This window comes from Alkalispirillum mobile, from assembly GCF_003664325.1.
GTDB lineage: Bacteria > Pseudomonadota > Gammaproteobacteria > Nitrococcales > Halorhodospiraceae > Alkalilimnicola > Alkalilimnicola mobilis.
This window is the reverse complement of the sequence record NZ_RCDA01000001.1, coordinates 191,536-211,565: the sequence shown is the minus strand read 5'-3', so window position 1 is coordinate 211,565 and position 20,030 is coordinate 191,536. Positions and strand designations below refer to the sequence as shown.

Annotated in this window: 22 protein-coding genes; 4 read left to right on the top strand and 18 right to left on the bottom strand. The window is 65.7% G+C overall.

All coding sequences use genetic code 11. The features are described from left to right. Positions 1–111 precede the first annotated feature (111 nt). Genes purB through DFR31_RS01070 form a run of 3 tightly spaced genes read left to right on the top strand, consistent with a single transcriptional unit; the run spans position 112 to position 2,796 of the window. Positions 112–1,479: an adenylosuccinate lyase gene (purB, locus tag DFR31_RS01080; protein WP_121440820.1), complete on the top strand. Its 1,368-nt coding sequence runs from the start codon at positions 112–114 to the stop codon at positions 1,477–1,479. Positions 1,480–1,516: 37 nt separating this feature from the next. Next, positions 1,517–2,014 (top strand): DUF7931 domain-containing protein, encoded by a 498-nt coding sequence (locus DFR31_RS01075; RefSeq protein ID WP_121440819.1) that lies wholly within the window; start codon positions 1,517–1,519, stop codon positions 2,012–2,014. Beyond that, the gene (locus DFR31_RS01070; protein ID WP_121440818.1) at positions 2,011–2,796 is read left to right on the top strand and encodes a hypothetical protein; all 786 of its coding nucleotides are present in this window, start codon (positions 2,011–2,013) and stop codon (positions 2,794–2,796) included. Before DFR31_RS01075 ends, DFR31_RS01070 begins: the two co-directional genes overlap by 4 nt. Before the next feature lie 23 nt (positions 2,797–2,819). On the opposite strand, the gene DFR31_RS01065 is transcribed toward DFR31_RS01070, so the two are convergent. The 17 genes from DFR31_RS01065 to rpoE form a co-directional block, all read right to left on the bottom strand. Next, positions 2,820–3,428, bottom strand: a complete 609-nt coding sequence (locus DFR31_RS01065; protein ID WP_121440817.1) for an NUDIX domain-containing protein — start codon at positions 3,426–3,428, stop codon at positions 2,820–2,822. After that, a complete protein-coding gene (gene rlmD / locus DFR31_RS01060; RefSeq protein ID WP_121440816.1) occupies positions 3,428–4,768 on the bottom strand; it encodes a 23S rRNA (uracil(1939)-C(5))-methyltransferase RlmD in 1,341 nt (446 codons plus the stop codon). Before rlmD ends, DFR31_RS01065 begins: the two co-directional genes overlap by 1 nt. Then, on the bottom strand, positions 4,758–5,546 hold the full coding sequence (locus tag DFR31_RS01055) for a 3'-5' exonuclease (RefSeq protein ID WP_121440815.1): 789 nt from the start codon (positions 5,544–5,546) through the stop codon (positions 4,758–4,760). Before DFR31_RS01055 ends, rlmD begins: the two co-directional genes overlap by 11 nt. A 2-nt stretch (positions 5,547–5,548) precedes the next feature. After that, positions 5,549–6,442 carry a cysteine synthase CysM gene (gene cysM, locus DFR31_RS01050; protein WP_121442121.1) on the bottom strand — a complete coding sequence of 298 codons (894 nt, stop codon included), beginning with the start codon at positions 6,440–6,442 and terminating at the stop codon, positions 5,549–5,551. 27 nt (positions 6,443–6,469) lie between these two features. Continuing rightward, positions 6,470–6,868, bottom strand: coding sequence for a holo-ACP synthase (gene acpS, locus DFR31_RS01045; RefSeq protein WP_121440814.1), 399 nt, complete (start codon positions 6,866–6,868; stop codon positions 6,470–6,472). Next, positions 6,865–7,602: a pyridoxine 5'-phosphate synthase gene (gene pdxJ / locus DFR31_RS01040; protein WP_121442120.1), complete on the bottom strand. Its 738-nt coding sequence runs from the start codon at positions 7,600–7,602 to the stop codon at positions 6,865–6,867. Before pdxJ ends, acpS begins: the two co-directional genes overlap by 4 nt. A 33-nt stretch (positions 7,603–7,635) precedes the next feature. Next, positions 7,636–8,388: a DNA repair protein RecO gene (gene recO / locus DFR31_RS01035; RefSeq protein ID WP_121440813.1), complete on the bottom strand. Its 753-nt coding sequence runs from the start codon at positions 8,386–8,388 to the stop codon at positions 7,636–7,638. Positions 8,389–8,392: 4 nt separating this feature from the next. Continuing rightward, positions 8,393–9,340 carry a GTPase Era gene (era, locus tag DFR31_RS01030; protein ID WP_425452489.1) on the bottom strand — a complete coding sequence of 316 codons (948 nt, stop codon included), beginning with the start codon at positions 9,338–9,340 and terminating at the stop codon, positions 8,393–8,395. Next, positions 9,330–10,016, bottom strand: coding sequence for a ribonuclease III (gene rnc / locus DFR31_RS01025; RefSeq protein WP_121440812.1), 687 nt, complete (start codon positions 10,014–10,016; stop codon positions 9,330–9,332). The genes era and rnc overlap by 11 nt, the downstream gene beginning before the upstream one ends. Continuing rightward, positions 10,016–10,390, bottom strand: a complete 375-nt coding sequence (locus DFR31_RS01020) for a DUF4845 domain-containing protein (RefSeq protein WP_170153558.1) — start codon at positions 10,388–10,390, stop codon at positions 10,016–10,018. The genes rnc and DFR31_RS01020 overlap by 1 nt, the downstream gene beginning before the upstream one ends. 50 nt (positions 10,391–10,440) lie before the next feature. Beyond that, positions 10,441–11,214, bottom strand: a complete 774-nt coding sequence (gene lepB, locus DFR31_RS01015) for a signal peptidase I (RefSeq protein ID WP_121440810.1) — start codon at positions 11,212–11,214, stop codon at positions 10,441–10,443. A 12-nt stretch (positions 11,215–11,226) separates the two neighbouring features. After that, a complete protein-coding gene (lepA, locus tag DFR31_RS01010) occupies positions 11,227–13,026 on the bottom strand; it encodes a translation elongation factor 4 (RefSeq protein WP_121440809.1) in 1,800 nt (599 codons plus the stop codon). Positions 13,027–13,151: 125 nt separating this feature from the next. Continuing rightward, on the bottom strand, positions 13,152–14,597 hold the full coding sequence (locus DFR31_RS01005; protein WP_121440808.1) for a DegQ family serine endoprotease: 1,446 nt from the start codon (positions 14,595–14,597) through the stop codon (positions 13,152–13,154). 67 nt (positions 14,598–14,664) lie between these two features. Then, positions 14,665–15,102 (bottom strand): SoxR reducing system RseC family protein, encoded by a 438-nt coding sequence (locus DFR31_RS01000; protein WP_121440807.1) that lies wholly within the window; start codon positions 15,100–15,102, stop codon positions 14,665–14,667. Then, positions 15,099–16,061, bottom strand: coding sequence for a MucB/RseB C-terminal domain-containing protein (locus tag DFR31_RS00995; RefSeq protein ID WP_170153557.1), 963 nt, complete (start codon positions 16,059–16,061; stop codon positions 15,099–15,101). Before DFR31_RS00995 ends, DFR31_RS01000 begins: the two co-directional genes overlap by 4 nt. Before the next feature lie 37 nt (positions 16,062–16,098). Further along, entirely contained in the window at positions 16,099–16,830 is a 732-nt protein-coding gene (locus DFR31_RS00990) for a sigma-E factor negative regulatory protein (RefSeq protein WP_121440805.1), read from the bottom strand. Between the two features lie 19 nt (positions 16,831–16,849). Continuing rightward, positions 16,850–17,425 carry an RNA polymerase sigma factor RpoE gene (gene rpoE / locus DFR31_RS00985; protein WP_121440804.1) on the bottom strand — a complete coding sequence of 192 codons (576 nt, stop codon included), beginning with the start codon at positions 17,423–17,425 and terminating at the stop codon, positions 16,850–16,852. Positions 17,426–17,706: 281 nt separating this feature from the next. On the opposite strand from rpoE, the gene nadB reads away from it, so the two are divergent. Beyond that, entirely contained in the window at positions 17,707–19,344 is a 1,638-nt protein-coding gene (nadB, locus tag DFR31_RS00980; protein WP_121440803.1) for an L-aspartate oxidase, read from the top strand. A gap of 439 nt (positions 19,345–19,783) precedes the next feature. On the opposite strand, the gene DFR31_RS00975 is transcribed toward nadB, so the two are convergent. Further along, positions 19,784–20,026: an FAD assembly factor SdhE gene (locus DFR31_RS00975; RefSeq protein ID WP_170153556.1), complete on the bottom strand. Its 243-nt coding sequence runs from the start codon at positions 20,024–20,026 to the stop codon at positions 19,784–19,786. Positions 20,027–20,030: the final 4 nt, after the last annotated feature.

Below are 20,030 nucleotides of genomic sequence, written 5' to 3'. Positions count from 1 at the left end.
CTTGCCCGCGGATTCAGGGCCCGGATGCAGTTGTGCACTGGGCGCAGTACAATTGGCGGCTTGATCCCCCTACTCCTGAACAGCAGACCAATCGAGACAGAAGAGGCCACCATGGAGCTGACCCGCCTGACCGCCATTTCCCCCGTTGACGGACGCTACGGCAACAAAACGAGCGATCTGCAGCCGATCTTCAGCGAATTCGGGCTGATCCGCCACCGGGTCATCGTGGAAGTGCGCTGGCTGGAGGCCCTGGCCGCCCATCCGGACATTCCCGAGGTGCCGGCGCTCTCCCCGCAGGCGCGCACCTTCCTGCAGGAGCTGATCGACACCTTCGACGTGGAGGACGGCGAACGGGTCAAGCGTTACGAGGCCACCACCAACCACGACGTCAAGGCCGTCGAGTATTACATCAAGGAGCGGCTGGCTGAACAGCCGGAACTGGCTGCAATCCGCGAGTTCGTGCACTTTGCCTGCACCTCTGAGGACATCAACAACCTGGCCTACGCGCTGATGCTGAAAACGGGCCGCGACCAGGTGCTGCTGCCGCTGCTCGACGAGGTTATCGCACAGCTGCGCGCCCTGGCGCACGAACACGCCGAGCAGCCGATGCTCTCCCGCACCCACGGTCAGACGGCATCGCCAACCACCCTGGGCAAAGAGATCGCCAACGTGGTGCACCGGCTGCGTCGCCAGCGCGAACAGCTGGCCGAAGTCAGCGTGCTGGGCAAGATCAACGGCGCGGTCGGCAACTTCAACGCCCACCTCTCCGCCTATCCACAGCTCGACTGGCCCGGCCTGTCCCAGCGCTACGTGGAGGGCCTTGGCCTGGAGTGGAACCCCTACACCACCCAGATCGAGCCGCACGACTACATCGCCGAGGCCTTCGACGCCCTGGCCCGGGTGAACACGGTGCTCATCGACTTCAGCCGCGATGTCTGGGGCTACATCTCCCTCGGCTACTTCAAGCAGCGCCTGGTGGAGGGCGAAGTGGGCTCCTCCACCATGCCGCACAAGGTCAACCCGATCGATTTCGAGAATGCCGAGGGCAACCTGGGGGTTGCCAACGCCGTGCTGGAGCACCTGGCGCGCAAGCTCCCCGTATCCCGCTGGCAGCGGGACCTGACCGACTCCACGGTCCTGCGCACCTTGGGCACCGGTATCGGCCACACGGTCATTGCGCTGCAAAGCCTGCGCAAGGGGCTGAGCAAGCTGGAGGCCAACCCCCAGCGCCTCGCCGAGGACCTGGACGCCGCCTGGGAGGTGCTGGCCGAGGCGGTGCAGACGGTCATGCGCCGGCACGGCCTGGAGCAACCCTACGAACAGCTCAAAGCCTTCACCCGCGGCCGCGCCATCACCGGGCCGGCGCTGCAAGAGTTCATTGGCAAGCTGGACATCCCGGAGGCCGCCCGCACCGAGCTGCTGCAGATGACCCCGGCAGGCTATATTGGTAATGCGGCCGAGCAGGCCCGCCGGGTCTGAACCCCCGAGCATCGCGCAGGTCAGACAGGATATGAGCATGGACATGGACGAACCGCAGCCGGGCTGGAACCCGGTGACCACCGCCAGCGAACACGCCGAGGTGGCGGTGGAGCTGGTCCGGCAGGCCCAGCATGAGGTGGACATCATCTCGGCAGACCTGGACCCGGCGGTATTCAATGACCAAGGCCTTGCGGACGCCCTGCGTAAGCTGGCGGTGAGCAGCCCCAAGGCACGGATCCGTGTCCTCGTGGAACAGGCGAACCCCCTGGTCCGCTGCGACCATCGCCTGCTGACGCTGGCGCGGAAGGTGCCGAGCCGGATGCAGATCCGCCAGCTGGCGCCGGACGCCGAGCTGCCGGAGACCCTCTGGTTGATGGTCGACGGGCGCGCGGTAATGTGGCGGCGCCATCGGGAGGGCTACCGCGGGGGTTGGCATAGTGACGCCGCCGGGGCCTGCCGGGAATGGCGCCGTAAATTCGATACGCTCTGGAATCACTCGGTGGATTCGCCGGAGCTAAGGGTAATCGCACCATGAAACCACTGCGGTGGCGGGGCCGTCTCTTCGTACTGGCCCTGCTGCTTCTGGCACTCCCCCTGGCGGGTGCCGTCGCAATGGAGACGGAGACCCGGGTCATCCAACTCCAGCACCAGCAGGCGGAGGCGCTGATCCCGCTGCTGGAACCCCACCTGGATGAGACCCGGGTCAGCGGCCGTCACTTCCAGCTCCTGCTGCGCGGTCCGGGCGCGGAACTGGATCAGCTGGAACAGCTGCTGCACGAGCTGGACCAACCCGCAAGGTCGGTCACCCTGACATTGCGTTTCGAGGAAGGACCGCCTCGGGAGACGGTGCGCGACGGTACCACCGTGCGCCGGCTGGCCACGGGGCGGACCAGCCGCGAGCAACGGGTCCTGGCCCGGGACGGCAGCGAGGTCATGTTGCGTCTGCACCAGGCGCTGCCCCGGGAGGACCGGCGCATCTACTTGAGCCCACACGCCGTGCTGCTGGAGGACCGGACCTACTACCTGAACGTGGAACAGACCCTGCTGGCCCGCCCCCTGCTCCATGGGGAGGACCGGGTCACGGTGGAGTTGTCGGCCCTTAGCCAGCGTCTGGACCCATCCGATGAGGAGCGGCTGCTCTCCCGCGAGTGGAGCGGCCAGCTCACCGGCACCGTGGGGGAGTGGATACTGCTCGGTGAGACCAGCGCTGACCGGGACCCGGGGCCGGAGGTGCGTGAGCCTGGCCGCATCTTCCGAACGCGCCCGGCGGAGGCCCAGGAGTTGCGCATCTGGCTGCGCGTGGACCCGGCACCCTGATGACCGTAGCGGCCGCGAGCCGTTCAGTCGTTGTCCTGCCAGCGCTCCCGGATCCGTTCCCGGTTTAGCGCCAACCACTGCAACGCGATGATCGGCATGGCCGCATGGATGACGCCCGTTTCCACCATGTCCATGGCCTCTTCGAAGGGCACCACATGGACCTTGATGTCCTCACCCTCGTGATCATGGCCGTGAATGCCGCCGTCCAACCCCTCGCTGTCCATCCTGGCGCAGTACAGGGCAACGGACTCCGACGTTCCCCCGGGGCTGACCAGGTATTCGCATATGGGTACGACCTCATCCAGTCGGCAGTCGGCCTCTTCCACCGCCTCACGCCGGGCGACGTCCACCGGCATTTCCCCCGGTTCCACCATGCCGGCGATGATCTCCATCAGCCAGGCGCCCCGCGGATGCTCCAGGGCACCGACCCGGAACTGCTCGGTGAGCAGCACCTCGTCGCGATCCGCGTCGTAGGGCAACACCCCCACCGAATGGCCGCGCTCGAACAACTCCCGGGTGAGCGGCTCGCCGAGCCCCCCTTCGAACAGCCCGTGGCGCAGTCGGTAGCGAACCATCCGAAAGAAGCCGTCGTAGACGACGGCGCTGTCCAACACTTCCACCCGGTGACTCATCAGGCGTCCTCCCCTTCCCGTTCGAACACCGCCATACTTTCCACGTGAGCGGTGTGGGGGAACATGTCCATCACGCCAGCGGCGGTGAGCCGGTAGCCGTAACGGTTGACCAGTTCGCCGGCATCACGGGCCAGGGTAGCCGGCCCGCAGGAGACGTAAACAATGCGTTTTGGACGCATCGCTGCCACCAGCCCCAGCACCTCGAAGGCCCCCGAGCGCGGCGGGTCCAGCAGTACCCGGTCGAACCCCCGTCCGGCCCAGGGCTGCTCCGAGGCATCCAGAGTCAGGTCCGCACCGTAGAACTCGACGTTGTCCAGGCCATTGTACGCGGCGTTCTCCCGGCCGCGGGCCACCAGCGGCTCCGCCCCCTCCACGCCCACCACCTCACCGGCCCGACGCGCCAGCGGCAGCGTGAAGTTGCCCAGACCGCAAAACAGATCCAGCACGCGGTCTTCGGGTTGGACGTCCAGCAGTTCCAGCGCCTGGTCCACCATGGCGAGGTTGATCCCGGCGTTGATCTGGGTGAAATCGCTGGGCCGGAACCCCAGGCGCACCTGGTGGGCGGGCAATGCGTACTCCAACGGCTGGCCCACCGGGTCCTGGACGAGTGTGATGGTGTCCTCGTTGCCCGGCTGCTGGTAGACCGCGAGCCCACTGTCCTCCGCGAAGGCCGCCAACGCCTGCAGATCCTCCCCGCTGAAGGGTGAGAGATTGCGGAAGACCAGCGCACCCGCCTGGTCGCCCAGCGCCACTTCAATCTGCGGTACCTGGTCGGGGATGGATAGCCCTTCCACCAGCCGGCCCAATTCGGTCAACCGCTCGCCGACCCGGGGGTCGAGTACCGGGCAGCGGTCCATATTGGCCACGAAGGGGCTGTGCTTCTCCCGGAACCCCACCAGCACGCCCCCTTTCCGCGGCACGTGTTTGACCGCCAGGCGCGCCTTGCGCCGGTAGCCCCAGGGACTGTCGGTCAGCGGCGGTAGGACCTGTTCCGGCTGCACACCGCCCATGTGCTGGAACTGCTCCAGCAAAACCGACTGTTTCAATTCCACCTGGCGCTCGGGACTCAGGTGCTGCAGGCTGCACCCCCCGCAGAGGCCAAAGAATGCACAGGCCGGCTCGATGCGCTCCTCGGCCGGCTCCAATACCTCCAGCACCCGTGCCTCGGCCACGCTGCGTCGGCGCTTGGTGTATTCCACGCGCACCCGCTCCCCGGGAAGCGCGCCGTGAACGAACAGCGTCCGGTTGTCGTAATGGCTGATGCCGCGCCCTTCGTGGGAAAAGCCGGTGATCTCGACCTCAAAGGGCTCACGGGGGATACGCCGGCGTCTACGCCCCATCAGTCGCCTCCCAGGCCGCCAGGAAGGCCTCCAGGTGCGGCCGGCCGTCCTCTCGCAGCGTATCCTTCACCCGTTGCTCCTCGTTCGCCAGCCCCTCGGGGCTCAGTTGGCCGCGCATGAGCTGATAGCGCAGCCAGACCAGGTAAGTGTTCAACACGTCCGTCTCGCAGTAGTCGCGCACCGCACCGACCTCCCCGGCCTGAACGGCCTCCCAGACCTTGCCGCCGCTCATGCCCATCTTTCCGGGGTAGCCCAGCAGCGTGGCGATCTCGTCCAGGGGGGCATTGGCCCGCGCCTGGTGGCCCGCAAGCACGTCCATCAGGTCAGTGTGGCGCTCGTGGAAGCGGTTGAGGTAGTTGTTGTACCTGAACTCGCGATCCTCCTGGCCGTTGTCCCAGTAGCGACGGGCGGTAATGCCGTGCAACAGGGCGCGGTAGTGCAGCACCGGCAGGTCGAACCCGCCCCCGTTCCAGGAGACCAGCAGCGGCGAGTACCGCTCGATGCCCTCGAAGAAACGGCGGATAAGCTCCGCCTCGCCGTCGTCGGGATCGCCCAGGGACCAGACCCGAAAGCCGTGCCGGTCGAGAACGGCCACCACCGAGATGGCCACGATGCGGTGGAGGTGCAAGCGTTGAAAGTCGGTGCCCGCGCTCTGCCGGCGCAACGCGAACATGGCCTCGGCCACCTCGTGGTCAGGCAGGTCCGCATCCAGGCCCAGCAGGCGCCGGCCGGCGGTCACGTCCGGCACCGTCTCGATATCGAATACCAGTACGTTCATGATCAGCCCTGAAAGAGGCCGGTGGACAGGTAGCGGTCGCCGCGGTCGCAGATGATGACCACGATGGTGGCATTCTCCACCTCCTGCTCCAGACGCAATGCCGCGTGCAGGGCCCCTCCGGCAGACATGCCAGCCATGATTCCCTCCTCCTCGGCCAGCCGTCTCGTGGTGGCGATGGCATCGTCGCTGCTCACATCGATGATGCGGTCCACCCGGGGCGGTTCGTAGATCTTCGGCAAGTACGCCTCCGGCCAGCGCCGGATACCGGGAATGCTGGAGCCGTCCTCCGGCTGCACACCGACGATCTGCACCGCCTCCGACTGCTCCTTGAAAAAGCGGGAGCACCCCATGATGGTCCCGGTGGTACCCATGGAGCTGACAAAGTGCGTGATCTGGCCCCGGGTATCCCGCCAGATCTCCGGGCCGGTGCCCTCGTAGTGGGCCGCCCAGTTATCCGGGTTGGCAAACTGATCGAGCACCGTCCCCTTGCCCTCGGCAGCCATCCTCGAGGCCAGGTCGCGGGCCCCCTCCATGCCTTCGTCCTGGCTCACCAGGACCAGCTCTGCGCCATAGGCCGCCATGGAAGCGCGCCGTTCAGTGCTCATGTTCTCCGGCATGATCAGCACCATGCGGTAGCCCTTGATGGCCGCCGCCATGGCCAGGGCGATCCCGGTATTGCCACTGGTGGGCTCGATCAGGGTATCGCCGGGCTTGATCTGGCCCCGCTCCTCGGCCCGCCGGATCATGTTCACGGCAGGCCGGTCCTTCACGGAGCCGGCGGGGTTATTCCCTTCCAGTTTGCCCAGCACGATATTATTGCGTTCCGGCGGCACCATGCGTTGCAGCCGAACCAGCGGGGTGTTCCCGACAAAGGCCTCTACGGTGGGGTATTGCATGCAGGCATCCATAGTGAGGGCCCCGGTTCAGTGGCTGTCCGGGTCGCTGGCGGTCAGCACCACGAAAGCCAGGGCATGGGTTTGCTCATCACTGATACTGAGATGGTACGCGGAGACGCCCAGTTGCCGGGCGCGGTTACGAGCCTCGCCATGCAACTGCAACAGGGGCCGGCCCTTGTCGTCGTGGTCAACTTGCAGGTCGGTGAAACGGATTCCGCCGGCAATGCCCGTGCCCAGCGCCTTGGCAGCGGCCTCCTTGGCCGCGAAACGCCGCGCCAGAAAGCGCGCCGCCCGGTCCGGTGCCTGGGGGCACTCCTGCCGCTCGGAGGGGTGCAACAGTCGATCCAGGGCGCGCTCACCGTGACGAGCCAGCATGCGCTCCATGCGTCCGATCTCCACCAGGTCCGTGCCCACCCCAATGATCATGTCTGCCGCGCCTCCTGCATCAGCCGTTTCATCTCGGCCACCGCACCGCCCAGCCCGGAGAAGACCGCGCGGGCGATAATGGCGTGCCCGATATTCAGTTCCTTGATGCCGGTGATGGCGGCCACCGGCTGGACGTTGTGAAAGTGAAGTCCGTGCCCGCCGTTGACCTGAAGGCCGCATTGCAGGCCATGCGCCACCGCAGACCGCAACCGCTCCAACTCCAGCTGCGCATCGCGCGGGTTAGCGGCCTCGGCCCAGGCACCGGTATGCAGCTCCACCACCGGCGCGCCGACCCGCGCGGCGGCCTCCACCTGGGCCGGCTCCGGGTCAATGAACAGCGAGACCCGGGTGCCCGCCTCGCCAAGTCGGGCACAGGCCTCGGCAATGCGTTCCGGCTGGGCCAGCACATCGAGCCCACCCTCGGTAGTGAGTTCCTCGCGACGCTCAGGCACCAGGCAACAGTCCGAAGGCCTCAGCCGGGTGGCAATCCCCAGCATCTCCTCGGTGACCGCCATCTCCAGGTTCATCCGCGTCTGGATGGTCTGTGACAGCAGTTCCACGTCCCGGTCCTGGATGTGGCGGCGGTCCTCGCGCAGGTGCACGGTGATCAGGTCGGCACCCGCCTGCTCCGCCACAAACGCCGCCTGCACCGGGTCCGGATAGGCTGTCCCGCGCGCCTGGCGCAGTGTGGCCACGTGGTCGATGTTGACCCCCAGCAGCAGGGTACGGTCCATGGGGTCATGTTCGGGCACAGGCGTCCTCCTGGTTCAGTGATCGGTGGTCGGGCCGGGAGCGGCGCGCCGCGGTTTGCCGGCCAACTGGCGGTACAGCACTCGGCTCTGCAGGGGGCGCTCGCCCAGGTACAGGGCCAGCGCGGCGCGCATCAGGCGTCGCGCTTCCCGGAGCACCGTCTCCCCGGCCAATGGCATCCGGCCGGCCAGGGCCAGTAGCGTCTCGCCCCGGATCCGCAACCCGTCGCCGTCATTGTGCACTTCGGAATCGACCAGGCGTTCCGGGCCATGCTCCAGATGATACCGATAGACCCCCCCGGCTTGCACAGGGCCGCCTTCAAGATCCTCATCGAGCATCAGTCCGTAACCGAGCGCACCCAGCAGCGCGCACTCGAACCGGCGCAGCACTGCCTCATCCGGGAGGCCGGACAGCGCCTCGCCATATACCGGATAGAGTTCAGGATGGGGGTCGTCCCGACGTAGCAGGCGCATGAGCAGTTCGTTGAGATAGAAGCCGCTGGCCAACGCCGCACCGGTAAGCAGGGGCCGCCCGGCCCCGGGCTCCGCCCCGGAGAGGGTCCGAAGCTCACCCCGGCCCTGCCAGCTGGCCAGCAACGGGGTGAAGGGCTCAAGCAGACCGCGCCAGCGCTTGCCGCTCCGGCCACCCCGCGCCATCACGCCGATACGGCCGTAATCCTGGCTGAAGAGCTCGACGATCAGGCTGTTTTCGCTCCAGGGGCGGCGGTGCAACACCCAGGCCGGCTGCAGCTGAACCCGGCTGCCGGACATAGGGTCAGTCGCCCTCGTAGCCCAGGCTCTGCAGGGCCCGCTCGTCGTCGGACCACCCCTCGCGGACCTTGACCCAGAGCTTGAGGTAGACCCGGGTGCCCAGAAAACGCTCAATCTCTTTACGGGCACGGGAGCCGATCACCTTGAGCCGCTGCCCCCCGTCGCCGATCACGATGGCCTTTTGCCCCGGGCGCTCCACCCAGATCAGACCGCTGATCCGCGTCAATCCCTCTTCCTGGTCCAGCGCTTCCACCTCCACCGCAGTGGCGTAGGGCAGTTCCTCGCCCAGGTGGCGCATCAGCTGTTCCCGGATCAGTTCGGCGATGCGGAACCGGGGGCTGCGGTCGGTGACGTAATCCTCGGGGAACAGCGGCGGTGACTCCGGGAGCTGGCGCAGGATCGCCTCGTCCAACGGGGCCAGGTTCTCGCCCTTCAGCGCGGACAGCGGGATCACCTCGACAAAATCGTGCTGTTGGGTGAGCCACTCCATGTGCGGCAACAGCTGCGCCTTGTCCTTGAGCCGGTCCACCTTGTTGATCGCCAGTATGACCGGTACTTTCACGCGCTTCAGCCGCTCCAGCACCGCCTCGTCCTCCGGCTTGAAATGCAACCGATCCACCAGGAAAACGACCAGGTCCACGTCGGACAGGGCGCTGGCCGCGGTGCGGTTGAGGTAACGGTTCAGCGCCTTGTCCCGGCGTTGATGGAGCCCCGGCGTGTCCACGTAGATGATCTGGGCGCCATCCAGGTGGCGTACGCCGAGGATGCGCTGCCGGGTGGTTTGCGGCTTGCGGGTGACAATACTGATCTTCTCACCCAACAACTGGTTGAGCAGCGTGGACTTACCCACGTTTGGCCGCCCCACCAGGGCCACGTGCCCGCAACGGATCATCGGCAGACCACCCTCGGTCATCGCCGGACCCTGCTCCGGACGCATGGTGTCATTGCTCATCTTTACCCTCCAGCCGGCGCAGCATCACCTGCGCGGCCTGTTGCTCCGCCTTGCGTCGACTACCTGCCTCACCCTCGGCACTCACCTGATCATCCTGGAGCGTGCACGCCACCCGGAAGAGCTGATCGTGGGACTTGCCGGTGACATCCAGCACCTCATACCGGGGCAATGGCCTGCGCACCGCCTGCAGGTGCTCCTGCAGGCGGGTCTTCGGATCCTTGAGTTCTCTCTCCGTGGGCAGCGTGTTCAGCCGCTCCGCGTAGAGGCTGAGAATCGCCTGGCGACTGGCCTGGAAACCACCGTCCAGGTAGACAGCGCCGAAAAGCGCCTCCACGGCATCGGCCAGGATGGAATTGCGCCGCTGGCCGCCGCTTTTCATCTCGCCACCGCCCAGCCGAAGCGACGGTCCGAGATCCAGCTGACGACCCAATTCGGCGAGCGTACGGCCGTTGACAAGGGTTGCCCGTAAGCGGCTCAGCACCCCCTCCGTGGCATCGGGGCGCCGGTGGAAGAGCTCATCGGCGATAACGAAATTGAGGATACCGTCACCCAGGAACTCGAGCCGCTCGTTATCCGGCCCGCTGACGCTCCGGTGGGTCAGCGCCTCGTCCAGCAGATCGGGGTTACTGAACCGGTACCCCAGTTGCGTTTGCAGGGCCTCTTTCGGGGACGACATCAGTCGCGCGGCACCACGGCTGAGGCTTCGAAGGACGCGATGCCATCCAGATTGGCCACCACCGGGAAACGCACCTCGTAACTCAATACCACCGAGGTGCCCCCCGAGACGGACTCGAACTCAAGGTCCTCATCCAGGTCGGGGCCACTGACATTGTTGACCTGGAACTGGCGGTTCAGGCGCTGGCGGATGTCGCGGGAAGACGCACCGCGCAAGTCCGTATCATCCTGCATGCTCTGCATGATACTGCGTACGGTGTTGGCCTCCATGTAGACCGGCACCATCCGGACCGCCAGCAGCCCGATAAAGCCCACGATCGCGATCAGGGCGATGATCCCGAAGAAACCGATACCCCGCTGACGATGCATACTCATCCTGCTATCCATGCGCTGCTCCCCTGTGCTGTGTCTGCCGTCCTGCGGGGTCACTGGATGCCTTCCCCGATCCGCCCCCAATCCACCCGGTTATTATGCACGTCCCAGCTCATCCAGATAAGGAATGCCCGGCCCACCAGGTACTCGTCCGGCACGAAGCCCCACATGCGGCTATCGGCACTGCGGTCGCGGTTATCACCGATGGTGAAGTACATCCCTTCGGGCACCTCCACCGCATCCAATTCACCGGATGGCGACCGCTCGTGCACCAGCACTTTGTAGTCGCCCGCATCCAGGGTTTCCCGGTGCAGCGTGGCCAGGCTGTCCGCATGCAGACCGTCATACTGACCGATCTCCTCTTGCGCCACGGCCTCTCCGTTCACGTAAAGGGTCTTGTTCCGGTACTCGATGGTATCGCCGGGCAGCCCAACCACCCGCTTGATGTAGTCCTGCGAGGGATCTACGGGGTATTTGAAAACCGCCACTTCGCCGCGCTCCGGCGCCCCGTTGCCGATAATCCGGGTGCCGAGCACCGGCCACCGCAGACCGTAGGACGACTTGTTGACCAGGATGAAGTCACCGGTCAGCAGGGTCGGCACCATGGACCCGGACGGAATCCGGAACGGCTCGGCGACAAAGCCGCGGATCAAGAGCACGGCCAGGATCACCGGAAACAACGACTTGGGGAAGTCGATGTACCAGGGTGGCGGCTCGTGCCGCTGGTCCTCGGGCACTCGCTTGCGCCGGTAGAAGCGGTCCCAGGCCCAGATCACGCCCGTGAACAGGGTGAGCAGGACCAGCAGGAGTTCGAAATCGAGATGCACGGCCTTGTCGTCCTATGATTTTTTGTTGTCCACCTGCAGGACGGCGAGAAAGGCCTCCTGCGGGATCTCAACCTTGCCCACCTGCTTCATCCGCTTCTTGCCCGCCTTCTGCTTCTCCAGCAGCTTGCGCTTGCGGCTGATGTCGCCCCCGTAGCACTTGGCGGTGACGTTCTTGCGCAGGGCCTTTACGGTGCTGCGGGCGATGATGTGGTTCCCGATCGCTGCCTGGATCGCCACCTCGAACATCTGCCGCGGGATGATCTCCTTCAGCTTCTCGGTGAGCTCCCGGCCCCGGCTCTGGGCGTGTTCCCGGTGCACGATAACCGCGAGCGCATCGACCTTGTCCCCGTTGATCATCACGTCGACCTTGACCAGGTTGGCGGCCTGGAAGCGCTTGAACTCGTAGTCGAATGAAGCAAAGCCGCGGGAGACAGACTTGAGCCGGTCGAAGAAATCCAGCACCACCTCCGCCATGGGCATCTCGTATACCAGGGAGATCTGGTTGCCCACGTACTGCATTTCCTTCTGCACCCCACGCTTCTCCACGCAGAGCTTGATCACATTGCCCACGTGCTCTTCGGGCACCAGGATGCTGGCCTCGATGATGGGCTCACGGATCTCCTCGATCTTGTTCGGCGCTGGCAGCTCCGAGGGGTTGTGGATGTAGAGCGTCTCCCCGTCGGTGGTCTCCACCTCGTGCACCACGGTGGGCGCGGTGGTGATCAGGTCCAGGTTGTACTCCCGCTCCAACCGTTCCTGGATGATCTCCATGTGGAGCATGCCGAGGAAACCGCAACGGAACCCAAAGCCCAAGGCCTGGGAGGTTTCCGGTTCGAAGTGGAGCGAGGCATCGTTGAGCCGCAGCTTCTCGAGCGCGGTGCGGAAGTTTTCGAAGTCGTCCGAGCTGGTCGGGAAGACACCGGCGAACACCCGCGGCTGCACCTTTTTGAACCCCGGTACCGGCTCGCTCGCGGGCCGCTGCGCCAGGGTAAGGGTATCCCCTACCGGCGCGCCGTCGATGTCCTTGATGCCGGCCACGACGAAACCGACTTGGCCGGTAGCCAGCTTGTCCCGCAGCACCCGTTTGGGGGTGAAGAAGCCCAGCTCATCCACCTGGAACTCCCGCTGGGTGGACATCACGCGGATCCGGTCACCCTTTTTCAGCTCGCCGTCAAAGACGCGGACCAGCGCGACCACGCCCAGGTAATTGTCAAACCAGGAGTCCATGATCAGCGCCTTGAGCGGTGCCTCCGGGTCGCCCTTGGGCGCTGGCACCCGTTCCACCAGCGCTTCCAGCAGTTCGTCGATGCCCTCGCCGGTCTTGGCACTAATCTTCAGCGCCTCCTCGCCGTCGAGGCCGATGATCTCCTCGATCTGCTGGATCACCCGCTCGGAATCGGCCGATGGCAGGTCGATCTTGTTGAGTACGGGGATGATCTCCAACCCCTGGTCCACCGCCGTGTAGCAGTTGGCCACGCTTTGCGCCTCCACGCCCTGGGAGGCATCCACCACCAGCAGCGCCCCTTCACAAGCAAAGAGTGAACGCGAGACCTCGTAGGAGAAGTCCACGTGCCCCGGGGTGTCGATGAAATTCAGCTCGTAAGTCTCGCCGTCCTTCGCCTTGTATTCCAGCGAGACGCTCTGCGCCTTGATGGTGATGCCGCGCTCACGCTCCAGATCCATGGAGTCGAGCACCTGCTCGGACATCTCCCGGTTGCTGAGTGCACCGCTGTTCTGGATGAAGCGGTCCGCCAGCGTCGACTTGCCGTGGTCGATGTGGGCGATGATGGAGAAGTTTCGGATTCGTTTCATGTACACCCTGCTGTGACTGTTTGGGCTCCGAAAGCGCGGCCCTGAGAACGAATTCGGGCGCGCCTCCTGACGGAAGCGCGCCCATTCTACCTGTTCCGGAGCCGGTTTTCTGCCGGCTTCACGCTTCAGGGCACCCGCAACGCAAGGAAACGGGCACCGCCATCACGCAACACCAACACCGGAACGTTGCGGCCGGACTCCAGCTCGTCCGCCAGCTCGCCGAAGTGCTCGACGTCCCGCACCGACTGCTGGTCTATCGCGGTGATCAGGTCACCGCGGCGGATCCCCGCTTCCTGGGCCGGACCGCTTTCCACGCGCCGGACCAGCACACCGCTGTCTACACCCAGCTCCTGCAGCCGCTCGGCCGGTGCCGGCTCAAGCCGCAGACCCAGTCGTTCGCTGGTGCCTTCCTCTGGTTCCGGCTCGCCGCGCTGGTCGCGTTGCGCGCGTTCCCGCTGCTCTTCGGGGAGTTCGCCGATGGTCACATCCACGGTGTGTTCATCGCCCTCCCGCAGTACCTTAACCCGGATCTCCGACCCCACCGGCGTGGCCCCCACCATGGGCGGCAGGCTACCGGAGGTCTCCACCGGTTCACCATCGAACTCGACAATGATATCCCCGGGCTTCAGGTCGGCTTCCAGCGCCGGGCTGTCGGACAGCACCTGGGCCACCAGCGCACCCCGCGGGCGGTCCATCTCGAAGGACTCGGCGAGGTCGCGGGTGACATCCTGGATCACCACACCGAGCCAACCGCGCGCGACCCGGCCCGTCTCCTTCAACTGGGTGGCCACGTCCATCGCCAACTCGATCGGGATGGAAAACGACACGCCCATGAACCCGCCGGTGCGGCTGTAGATCTGGGAGTTGATGCCAACCACCTCGCCATCCAGGTTGAACAGCGGCCCCCCGGAGTTGCCCGGGTTGATCGCTACGTCAGTCTGGATGTAAGGCACGTAGTTGCCGCTGGGCAGGTTACGGCCCTTGGCACTGACGATACCTGCGGTGACCGAGTGCTCGAAACCGAAGGGCGAGCCGATGGCCAGCACCCACTCGCCCACCTTCAGGTCACCGGTCTCACCAATGCGCACGGTGGGCAGGTCTTCGGCGTCGATCTTAAGCACGGCCACGTCGCTGCGCTCATCACTGCCCACCACTTCGGCGATGTACTCGCTGCGGTCGCTAAGGCGCACGGTGACCTCGTCGGCCCCGTCAATGACGTGGTGGTTGGTCAGGACGTAACCGTCGTCGGAGATGATGAATCCGGACCCCAGGGAACGGCCACGGCGCTGGCCCTCCGGCGGCCCCTCGCGGCCCTCACCGAAGAAGCGCTCCATGAAATCACGCAGCGGGTGATCCTCGGGGATGTCAAAATGCTCCGGCACCCCGCGACCGCTGCGTCCCTCCATGGTCTGCCGGGTGCTGATATTCACAACGGCAGGGCTGCTTTCTTCGACCAGGTCGGTGAAGTCCGGCAGCCCGGCACGAACGGATTCGGCGTTGGCATGGCTGGCGAACACCAGTAATGCCAACGCAACCAATGCGGGCAACGACCAGTTACGGGCGTATCTCATTATCCCAACACCTCTTTGTTCTGTTCGGCGACCATGTAGTGGAACAGCCCCGCCGGAAGGAACCCGATTATTCGCAGCGGCGCACCAATCTGGGTTGATCCACTGGGTTGCGGCGCCCCAAGCGACGGGCCGCCCCGAACCCTGCAACCAACCCCAGCACACCGCCCAGAATGGCCAGGCCGTCACCGTTAAGACCCAGACCTGCACTCAGTTGTTCCCCGGCGAGTGCCCCGACAAGCAGGCATAACAACGGCACCAGGTAGAGCAGCGCCGAGCCACGCAGCACCGCACCGTCGGGGATGGCTAGCAGCACCCGCTGGCCGGGTTGCACGCCAATCGGGTCGACCACCCGCAACCGGGTAGTCCCACCGGGGAGCCAGCGACCCAGCGCCCCGGTGCCACAGCCTGCGCTCGCGGCACAGCCACTGCAGGTGCTCTGCCGCCGCACCTCCACCCAGGCGTTACCCTCTTCCCGGGCCAGCACCATGGCCTCCTGCTCAATCACTGCTCCACCTCCGGGGGGCTCGCTGCGGCCAGCCCCTCCGCAAAGCGATGGAGGGTGACCGGCGGGACCTCGCCCACGACCGTGATGACCACGTCGTCGCGGAGCAGGCGCACCGCCCCCATCAGGCCCAACCGGACCCGGCGTTCGCGGGCGCGGGTGCCCTCTTTAGGCGAAACGTATACCGAGACCGAGGCCAGGCCATCACTGAAGTGTAGGTGTTCTACCGGATAATCATGGCCGGCGAGGTGGCGCTGCCGGTGGGAAATCAGAGTGAAACCAGGGGGCGGCTCCGCAATCTGCCAAGCAGGCTCAACCGCATCCGAATCGGGCCGCTCGTCAGGGCGAAGCCAGCTGAAACTCTCGCCCGAGGTACCTGGCTCCAGCCAGGCATCCGGCACGGACTCCACCAGCGAGACCTCGGTGAACATCACCTGCTCCAGCGCCTGGTGCTGATCGTCCAGGAGATCCGCGCGCAATAGCAGTCCGTGCTCGCGGTCGATCCAGAGTTTATGGCCGTAGCGCAGTTCGTCCCGCGGGGCGATGAGCACGGTCTGTGCGTCACGCCCGGCAACGCGATCCATGCCGCCCAGGCTAACTTGATAGGCGGTGTCCAGCGTCTCGGGGCGGTCCGGTATGGCCTCGGAGATGGGATTGCGCAATTGCCGGCGGTCCACAACAACGGCCTCGGCATCGGGGAGGATGCAGATGACCTCGTCGGGCTTGCGGATGACCTCGCGGGGGGTGCCGGTAAGGCTGTAGAAGCGCTCGCTGCGCTCCTGCTCGCTGCCCCCCCGGTGGATCACGCGCAGCGTCTCGAGCTCGCTGCCGTGTCGATAGACCAAGATGCCCTGGTAGTGGAGATGCTCTGCCTGCTCACCGGTCTCCCTGAGCAGGTTTAGCGCCTCCGGGTCGGACTCGTCCGCCCAGATACCGGCGCTGGTGAGGCCAAGGGCCAGCAAAACCAGCCCATGAAGCCACCAGTGGCGGCACCAGCGCCTAGTCGCGGACGTTCTCATTGCCGGTAATGCGTACGTAGTTCAACACACCGCCCATGTGGCCGGTGGACGCATGCTCGGCGTGGTTCAGCATGTACCTGTGCAGCGGATCCTGACTGCCGTCGAGGGTGTCCCACTCGCCGCTGGCCACCGCACTGAAGCCCTGCTGTGGCTGCGACCCCGTACCGCCAGTGGCCACCGGCGAGAGCATTGGCTGTCCGGCGTCTGCCATCGAGCTCGCCTCACGTGCGGCCGGCTCCGGTGACTGCACCGGGACATTACTGACAATGTCCGGCCGGACCTCCGGTACGGCCGCGACCTGGCTTGCACCGGGCGTGGGCGGGGCCGGATCGCCGCTGGCTACCTCCTGACCGGGCTCATCAATGCTGCTGCCCGGCCAGACCAGGACCCCTACCATGGCCACCGAGGCTGCCAGAGCCAAACCGGCGACCGGCCGGATGTAGCGGCTTCCGGGGACCGTACGGTGCCTGACCTGATGCGCCGGCTCATCGCGGATGGCCTCGCGTACCCGGTCCGCAAGACCCAGTTCGACCTCGTCCGCCACCCCCCGCTGCAGGCCATCACGGGCCAAGTAATAACGGGCAAGCCGTGAACGGCGTTCGGGGGATTCATCCAACCTCGCCAGTACCAAGGGCAGCTCGTCCTTGGAAAGTTCGCCGTCAGTGAGCGCGGAAAGCTGCTCTGAAAGCTGGTCTTCTACCTGGTCGCGCATACCCGTCCTACCTTCTGCCTTAGTCAACCAGTGGCCTGAGCCGTTTATCGATGGCCTCACGGGCCCTGAAAATACGGGAGCGGACGGTGCCTACAGGGCAATCCATGGCCTTGGATATCTCCTCGTAGGTCATGCCTTCCAGTTCCCGCAGTGTGATGGCAGTGCGCAAATCCTCAGGGAGGCTCTCAATAGCATCCACCACCGTGCGTTCTATCTCGTCACGCCGGGCATAGCCCTCGGGCGTATCGTGATCGCGCAGGCCGGAATCGATGTCATACCGCTCGGCGTCTTCTGCGTCCACGTCCGAATCGGGTGGCCGCCGGCCCTGCGCCACCAGGTGATTCTTGGCGGTATTGATCGCGATCCGGTACAGCCAGGTGTAGAAACTGCTGTCACCCCGAAAACGCGGCAACGCCCGGTACGCCTTGATAAAGGCCTCTTGGGCGATATCCAGCGCATCGCTGGGCTCGCGCACGTAGCGCGACACCAGTTTCACAACCTTCTGCTGGTACTTGATCACCAACGCGTCAAAGGCCCGCTTGTCACCAGCCTGAGCGCGTTCCACCAGCTCCTGGTCGCTGACGCCGTCAGTCACGAGCCCTTCCCGTGAGGCTGTGGCGCCCCGTGTCTCTTCCGGTAGACAATGTCCAACATCGATAGTTCGCGCGGCCTGGGGTTACGGGTATAGTGGAAGCCATGATTTTCGGGTATGTCCGGGTGAACGGGCACCCGGAACAGCAAGAATAGGGCCCCCCGAGTGGCCTGAGGTTAGCCGATTGCTGATCGGCGGCGCAAGCAAGCGCCCCGGCAGGGGGCCGATTGCGCGCTCCACCCCAGGCCTCCGGCCGTCATTCAAAGCGAAACGAACGACGACTGATGTCCGAGCCATTTGACGTACTGATCATCGGCAGCGGCGTTGCCGGCCTGACCACCGCGTTACGCCTGCCAAACCATTTGCGTATTGCCGTCCTCTCCAAGGGGGAGCTGCACGAAGGGGCCACCCTGTGGGCCCAGGGCGGTGTTTCCGCCGTACTCGATGCGGCCGATTCGGTGGAGAACCACGTCCGTGACACCCTCGACGCAGGGGGCGGCCTCAGCGATCCTGACGTGGCGCGCTTCGTGGCCACCCACGCGCCGGATGCCATTCACTGGCTGCTGGACTACCAGGTCCCCTTCTCCACCCATCCCGGAGACGACGGGCACCCGCGGCTGCACCTGCACCGCGAGGGCGGCCACAGCCACCGGCGTATCGTACATGCGGCCGATGCCACCGGCCGTGCCATCGAGACCACGCTGGTGGATGCGGTCCGGCAGGCGGGCAATATCACCCTGCTCCCCCACCGGGTCGCCGTCGACCTGATCACCGGCCGGAAGCTCGACCTGGACCATGATCGCTGTCTCGGGGCGTACGTGCTACAACCGGACAGCGGCGCGGTGGAAGTGTTGGCCGCCCGCTGCGTGGTGCTCGCCACCGGCGGGGCCAGCAAGGCCTACCGGTTCACCACCAACCCGGACGGGTCTACCGGCGACGGCATCGCCATGGCGTGGCGCGCCGGCTGCCGGGTCACCAACATGGAGTTCAACCAGTTTCACCCCACCTGCCTCTATCACCCGAAGGCCAAGTCCTTCCTGATCAGCGAGGCAGTGCGGGGTGAAGGCGGACGGTTAATCCTGCCCGATGGCGAGCCTTTCATGCACCGCTTCGACGAACGCGGTGAACTCGCCCCCCGGGATATCGTCGCCCGCGCCATCGACCACGAAATGAAGCGACTGGGCGCGCCCTGTGTCTACCTGGACATCAGCCACCGGCCTGCGGAGTTCATCCGGGAACACTTCCCCACCATTCACAGCCGCTGCCTCGAGTTCGGCGTGGACATCACTCGCGAACCCATTCCGGTTGTACCGGCGGCGCACTACACCTGCGGCGGCATCCACGTGGATCAAAGGGCCCGGACTGACATCCCCGGCCTTTACGCGGTGGGCGAGGCAGCCTACAGCGGCCTGCACGGCGCCAACCGCCTGGCGAGCAATTCGTTGCTGGAGTGCCTGGTCTACGCCCGCGCGGCCGCGGTGGACATTGCCGAGAGTCTCCCGGACCTGTGTGCGCCGCCGCCCCTGCCCGCCTGGGACGATAGCCAGGTCACCGACTCCGATGAACAGGTGGTGGTCAGCCACAACTGGGCCGAGCTGCGCCGGTTCATGTGGGATTACGTAGGCATTGTGCGCAGCGACAAGCGCCTGGAACGCGCCGCTCGCCGGGTGGAGCTGTTAACCCGGGAGATACAGGAGTATTACGGCAATTTCCGTGTCAACGGCGACCTGCTGGAGCTGCGCAACCTGGTGGTCGTCGCCGATCTGATCGTTCGCAGCGCACAGCACCGCAAGGAAAGCCGGGGGCTACATTACACGATCGACCACCCACGCCGGTCGCCGGCCGACTCAGCCGGACCCACGATCCTTACCCCGGAGCCACCGTCGCCATTCAGCCACCTGAGCAAGCGGGCCGCCGGGTAACACCGGCTGTTGCCCCGTCCACCCGCCGACGGGCCTCCCCGTACCCAGGCCATGGCGCAACCAACGCCTCAGCCACCGGCGCTCGGCCGGGGACATCCGGTAATGGGGCAAAAGCAGGGGCAACGCCCCTCGCCGGCTGGTGAGAACCAGCAGACAGGCGCCGGGGACGACAGCACCCTGACGTAGCCTGGCGCCGCTGCTCCGTCCATCCGCAAACCGAACCTGTATCCGGCCGCCCGGCGCCAGCGTTATGGACCGCACTCTGCTGCGCCCTCGGGGCCGCAGGTGAATCCAGACAACGCGTAGCACCATCGCCAGCAGCACCATTGCCGAGACCCAGAGCACAGCCCCGGAAAGCAGCTGCACCACCGCCACCATCGCCGCGGCGTAAGGCCCCAGAAGCAAAAGGGCCGATCCCACCGGGGACGGCCCTTTCAACTCACAGCGATGCGTGCCGTATTCGCTGGACCAAAGCATCCAGGTCCCCATCCATGGGTGTTCTCCCGGTCAGCAACCAGGCCTGCAATTGATCATCCTCACAGTCGAGCAGGCGCTCGAAGACCTGTTTTTCGGTGCCGTTCAGCTCGCCATATCCCTTGGCCAAGAACCGCTCGAAGAGGATGTCCAGCTCCTTGGTACCGCGCCGGCAACGCCAGCGCAGCCTTTTCAGCTCGTCGCTCACGACA

Excerpts from the sequence above, each read along its gene's own strand:
- acpS (WP_121440814.1), bottom strand. The coding sequence starts at position 6,868 with ATGATCATTGGGGTGGGCACGGACCTGGTGGAGATCGGACGCATGGAG.
- rlmD (WP_121440816.1), bottom strand. The coding sequence starts at position 4,768 with ATGGGGCGTAGACGCCGGCGTATCCCCCGTGAGCCCTTTGAGGTCGAG.
- lepA (WP_121440809.1), bottom strand. The coding sequence starts at position 13,026 with ATGAAACGAATCCGAAACTTCTCCATCATCGCCCACATCGACCACGGC.
- cysM (WP_121442121.1), bottom strand. The coding sequence starts at position 6,442 with ATGCAATACCCCACCGTAGAGGCCTTTGTCGGGAACACCCCGCTGGTT.
- DFR31_RS01065 (WP_121440817.1), bottom strand. The coding sequence starts at position 3,428 with ATGAGTCACCGGGTGGAAGTGTTGGACAGCGCCGTCGTCTACGACGGC.
- DFR31_RS01070 (WP_121440818.1), top strand. The coding sequence starts at position 2,011 with ATGAAACCACTGCGGTGGCGGGGCCGTCTCTTCGTACTGGCCCTGCTG.
- recO (WP_121440813.1), bottom strand. The coding sequence starts at position 8,388 with ATGTCCGGCAGCCGGGTTCAGCTGCAGCCGGCCTGGGTGTTGCACCGC.
- nadB (WP_121440803.1), top strand. The coding sequence starts at position 17,707 with ATGTCCGAGCCATTTGACGTACTGATCATCGGCAGCGGCGTTGCCGGC.
- DFR31_RS01075 (WP_121440819.1), top strand. The coding sequence starts at position 1,517 with ATGGACATGGACGAACCGCAGCCGGGCTGGAACCCGGTGACCACCGCC.
- purB (WP_121440820.1), top strand. The coding sequence starts at position 112 with ATGGAGCTGACCCGCCTGACCGCCATTTCCCCCGTTGACGGACGCTAC.
- DFR31_RS01005 (WP_121440808.1), bottom strand. The coding sequence starts at position 14,597 with ATGAGATACGCCCGTAACTGGTCGTTGCCCGCATTGGTTGCGTTGGCA.
- DFR31_RS01055 (WP_121440815.1), bottom strand. The coding sequence starts at position 5,546 with ATGAACGTACTGGTATTCGATATCGAGACGGTGCCGGACGTGACCGCC.
- DFR31_RS00990 (WP_121440805.1), bottom strand. The coding sequence starts at position 16,830 with ATGCGCGACCAGGTAGAAGACCAGCTTTCAGAGCAGCTTTCCGCGCTC.
- era (WP_425452489.1), bottom strand. The coding sequence starts at position 9,340 with ATGAGCAATGACACCATGCGTCCGGAGCAGGGTCCGGCGATGACCGAG.
- DFR31_RS01020 (WP_170153558.1), bottom strand. The coding sequence starts at position 10,390 with ATGAGTATGCATCGTCAGCGGGGTATCGGTTTCTTCGGGATCATCGCC.
- rnc (WP_121440812.1), bottom strand. The coding sequence starts at position 10,016 with ATGTCGTCCCCGAAAGAGGCCCTGCAAACGCAACTGGGGTACCGGTTC.
- pdxJ (WP_121442120.1), bottom strand. The coding sequence starts at position 7,602 with ATGGACCGTACCCTGCTGCTGGGGGTCAACATCGACCACGTGGCCACA.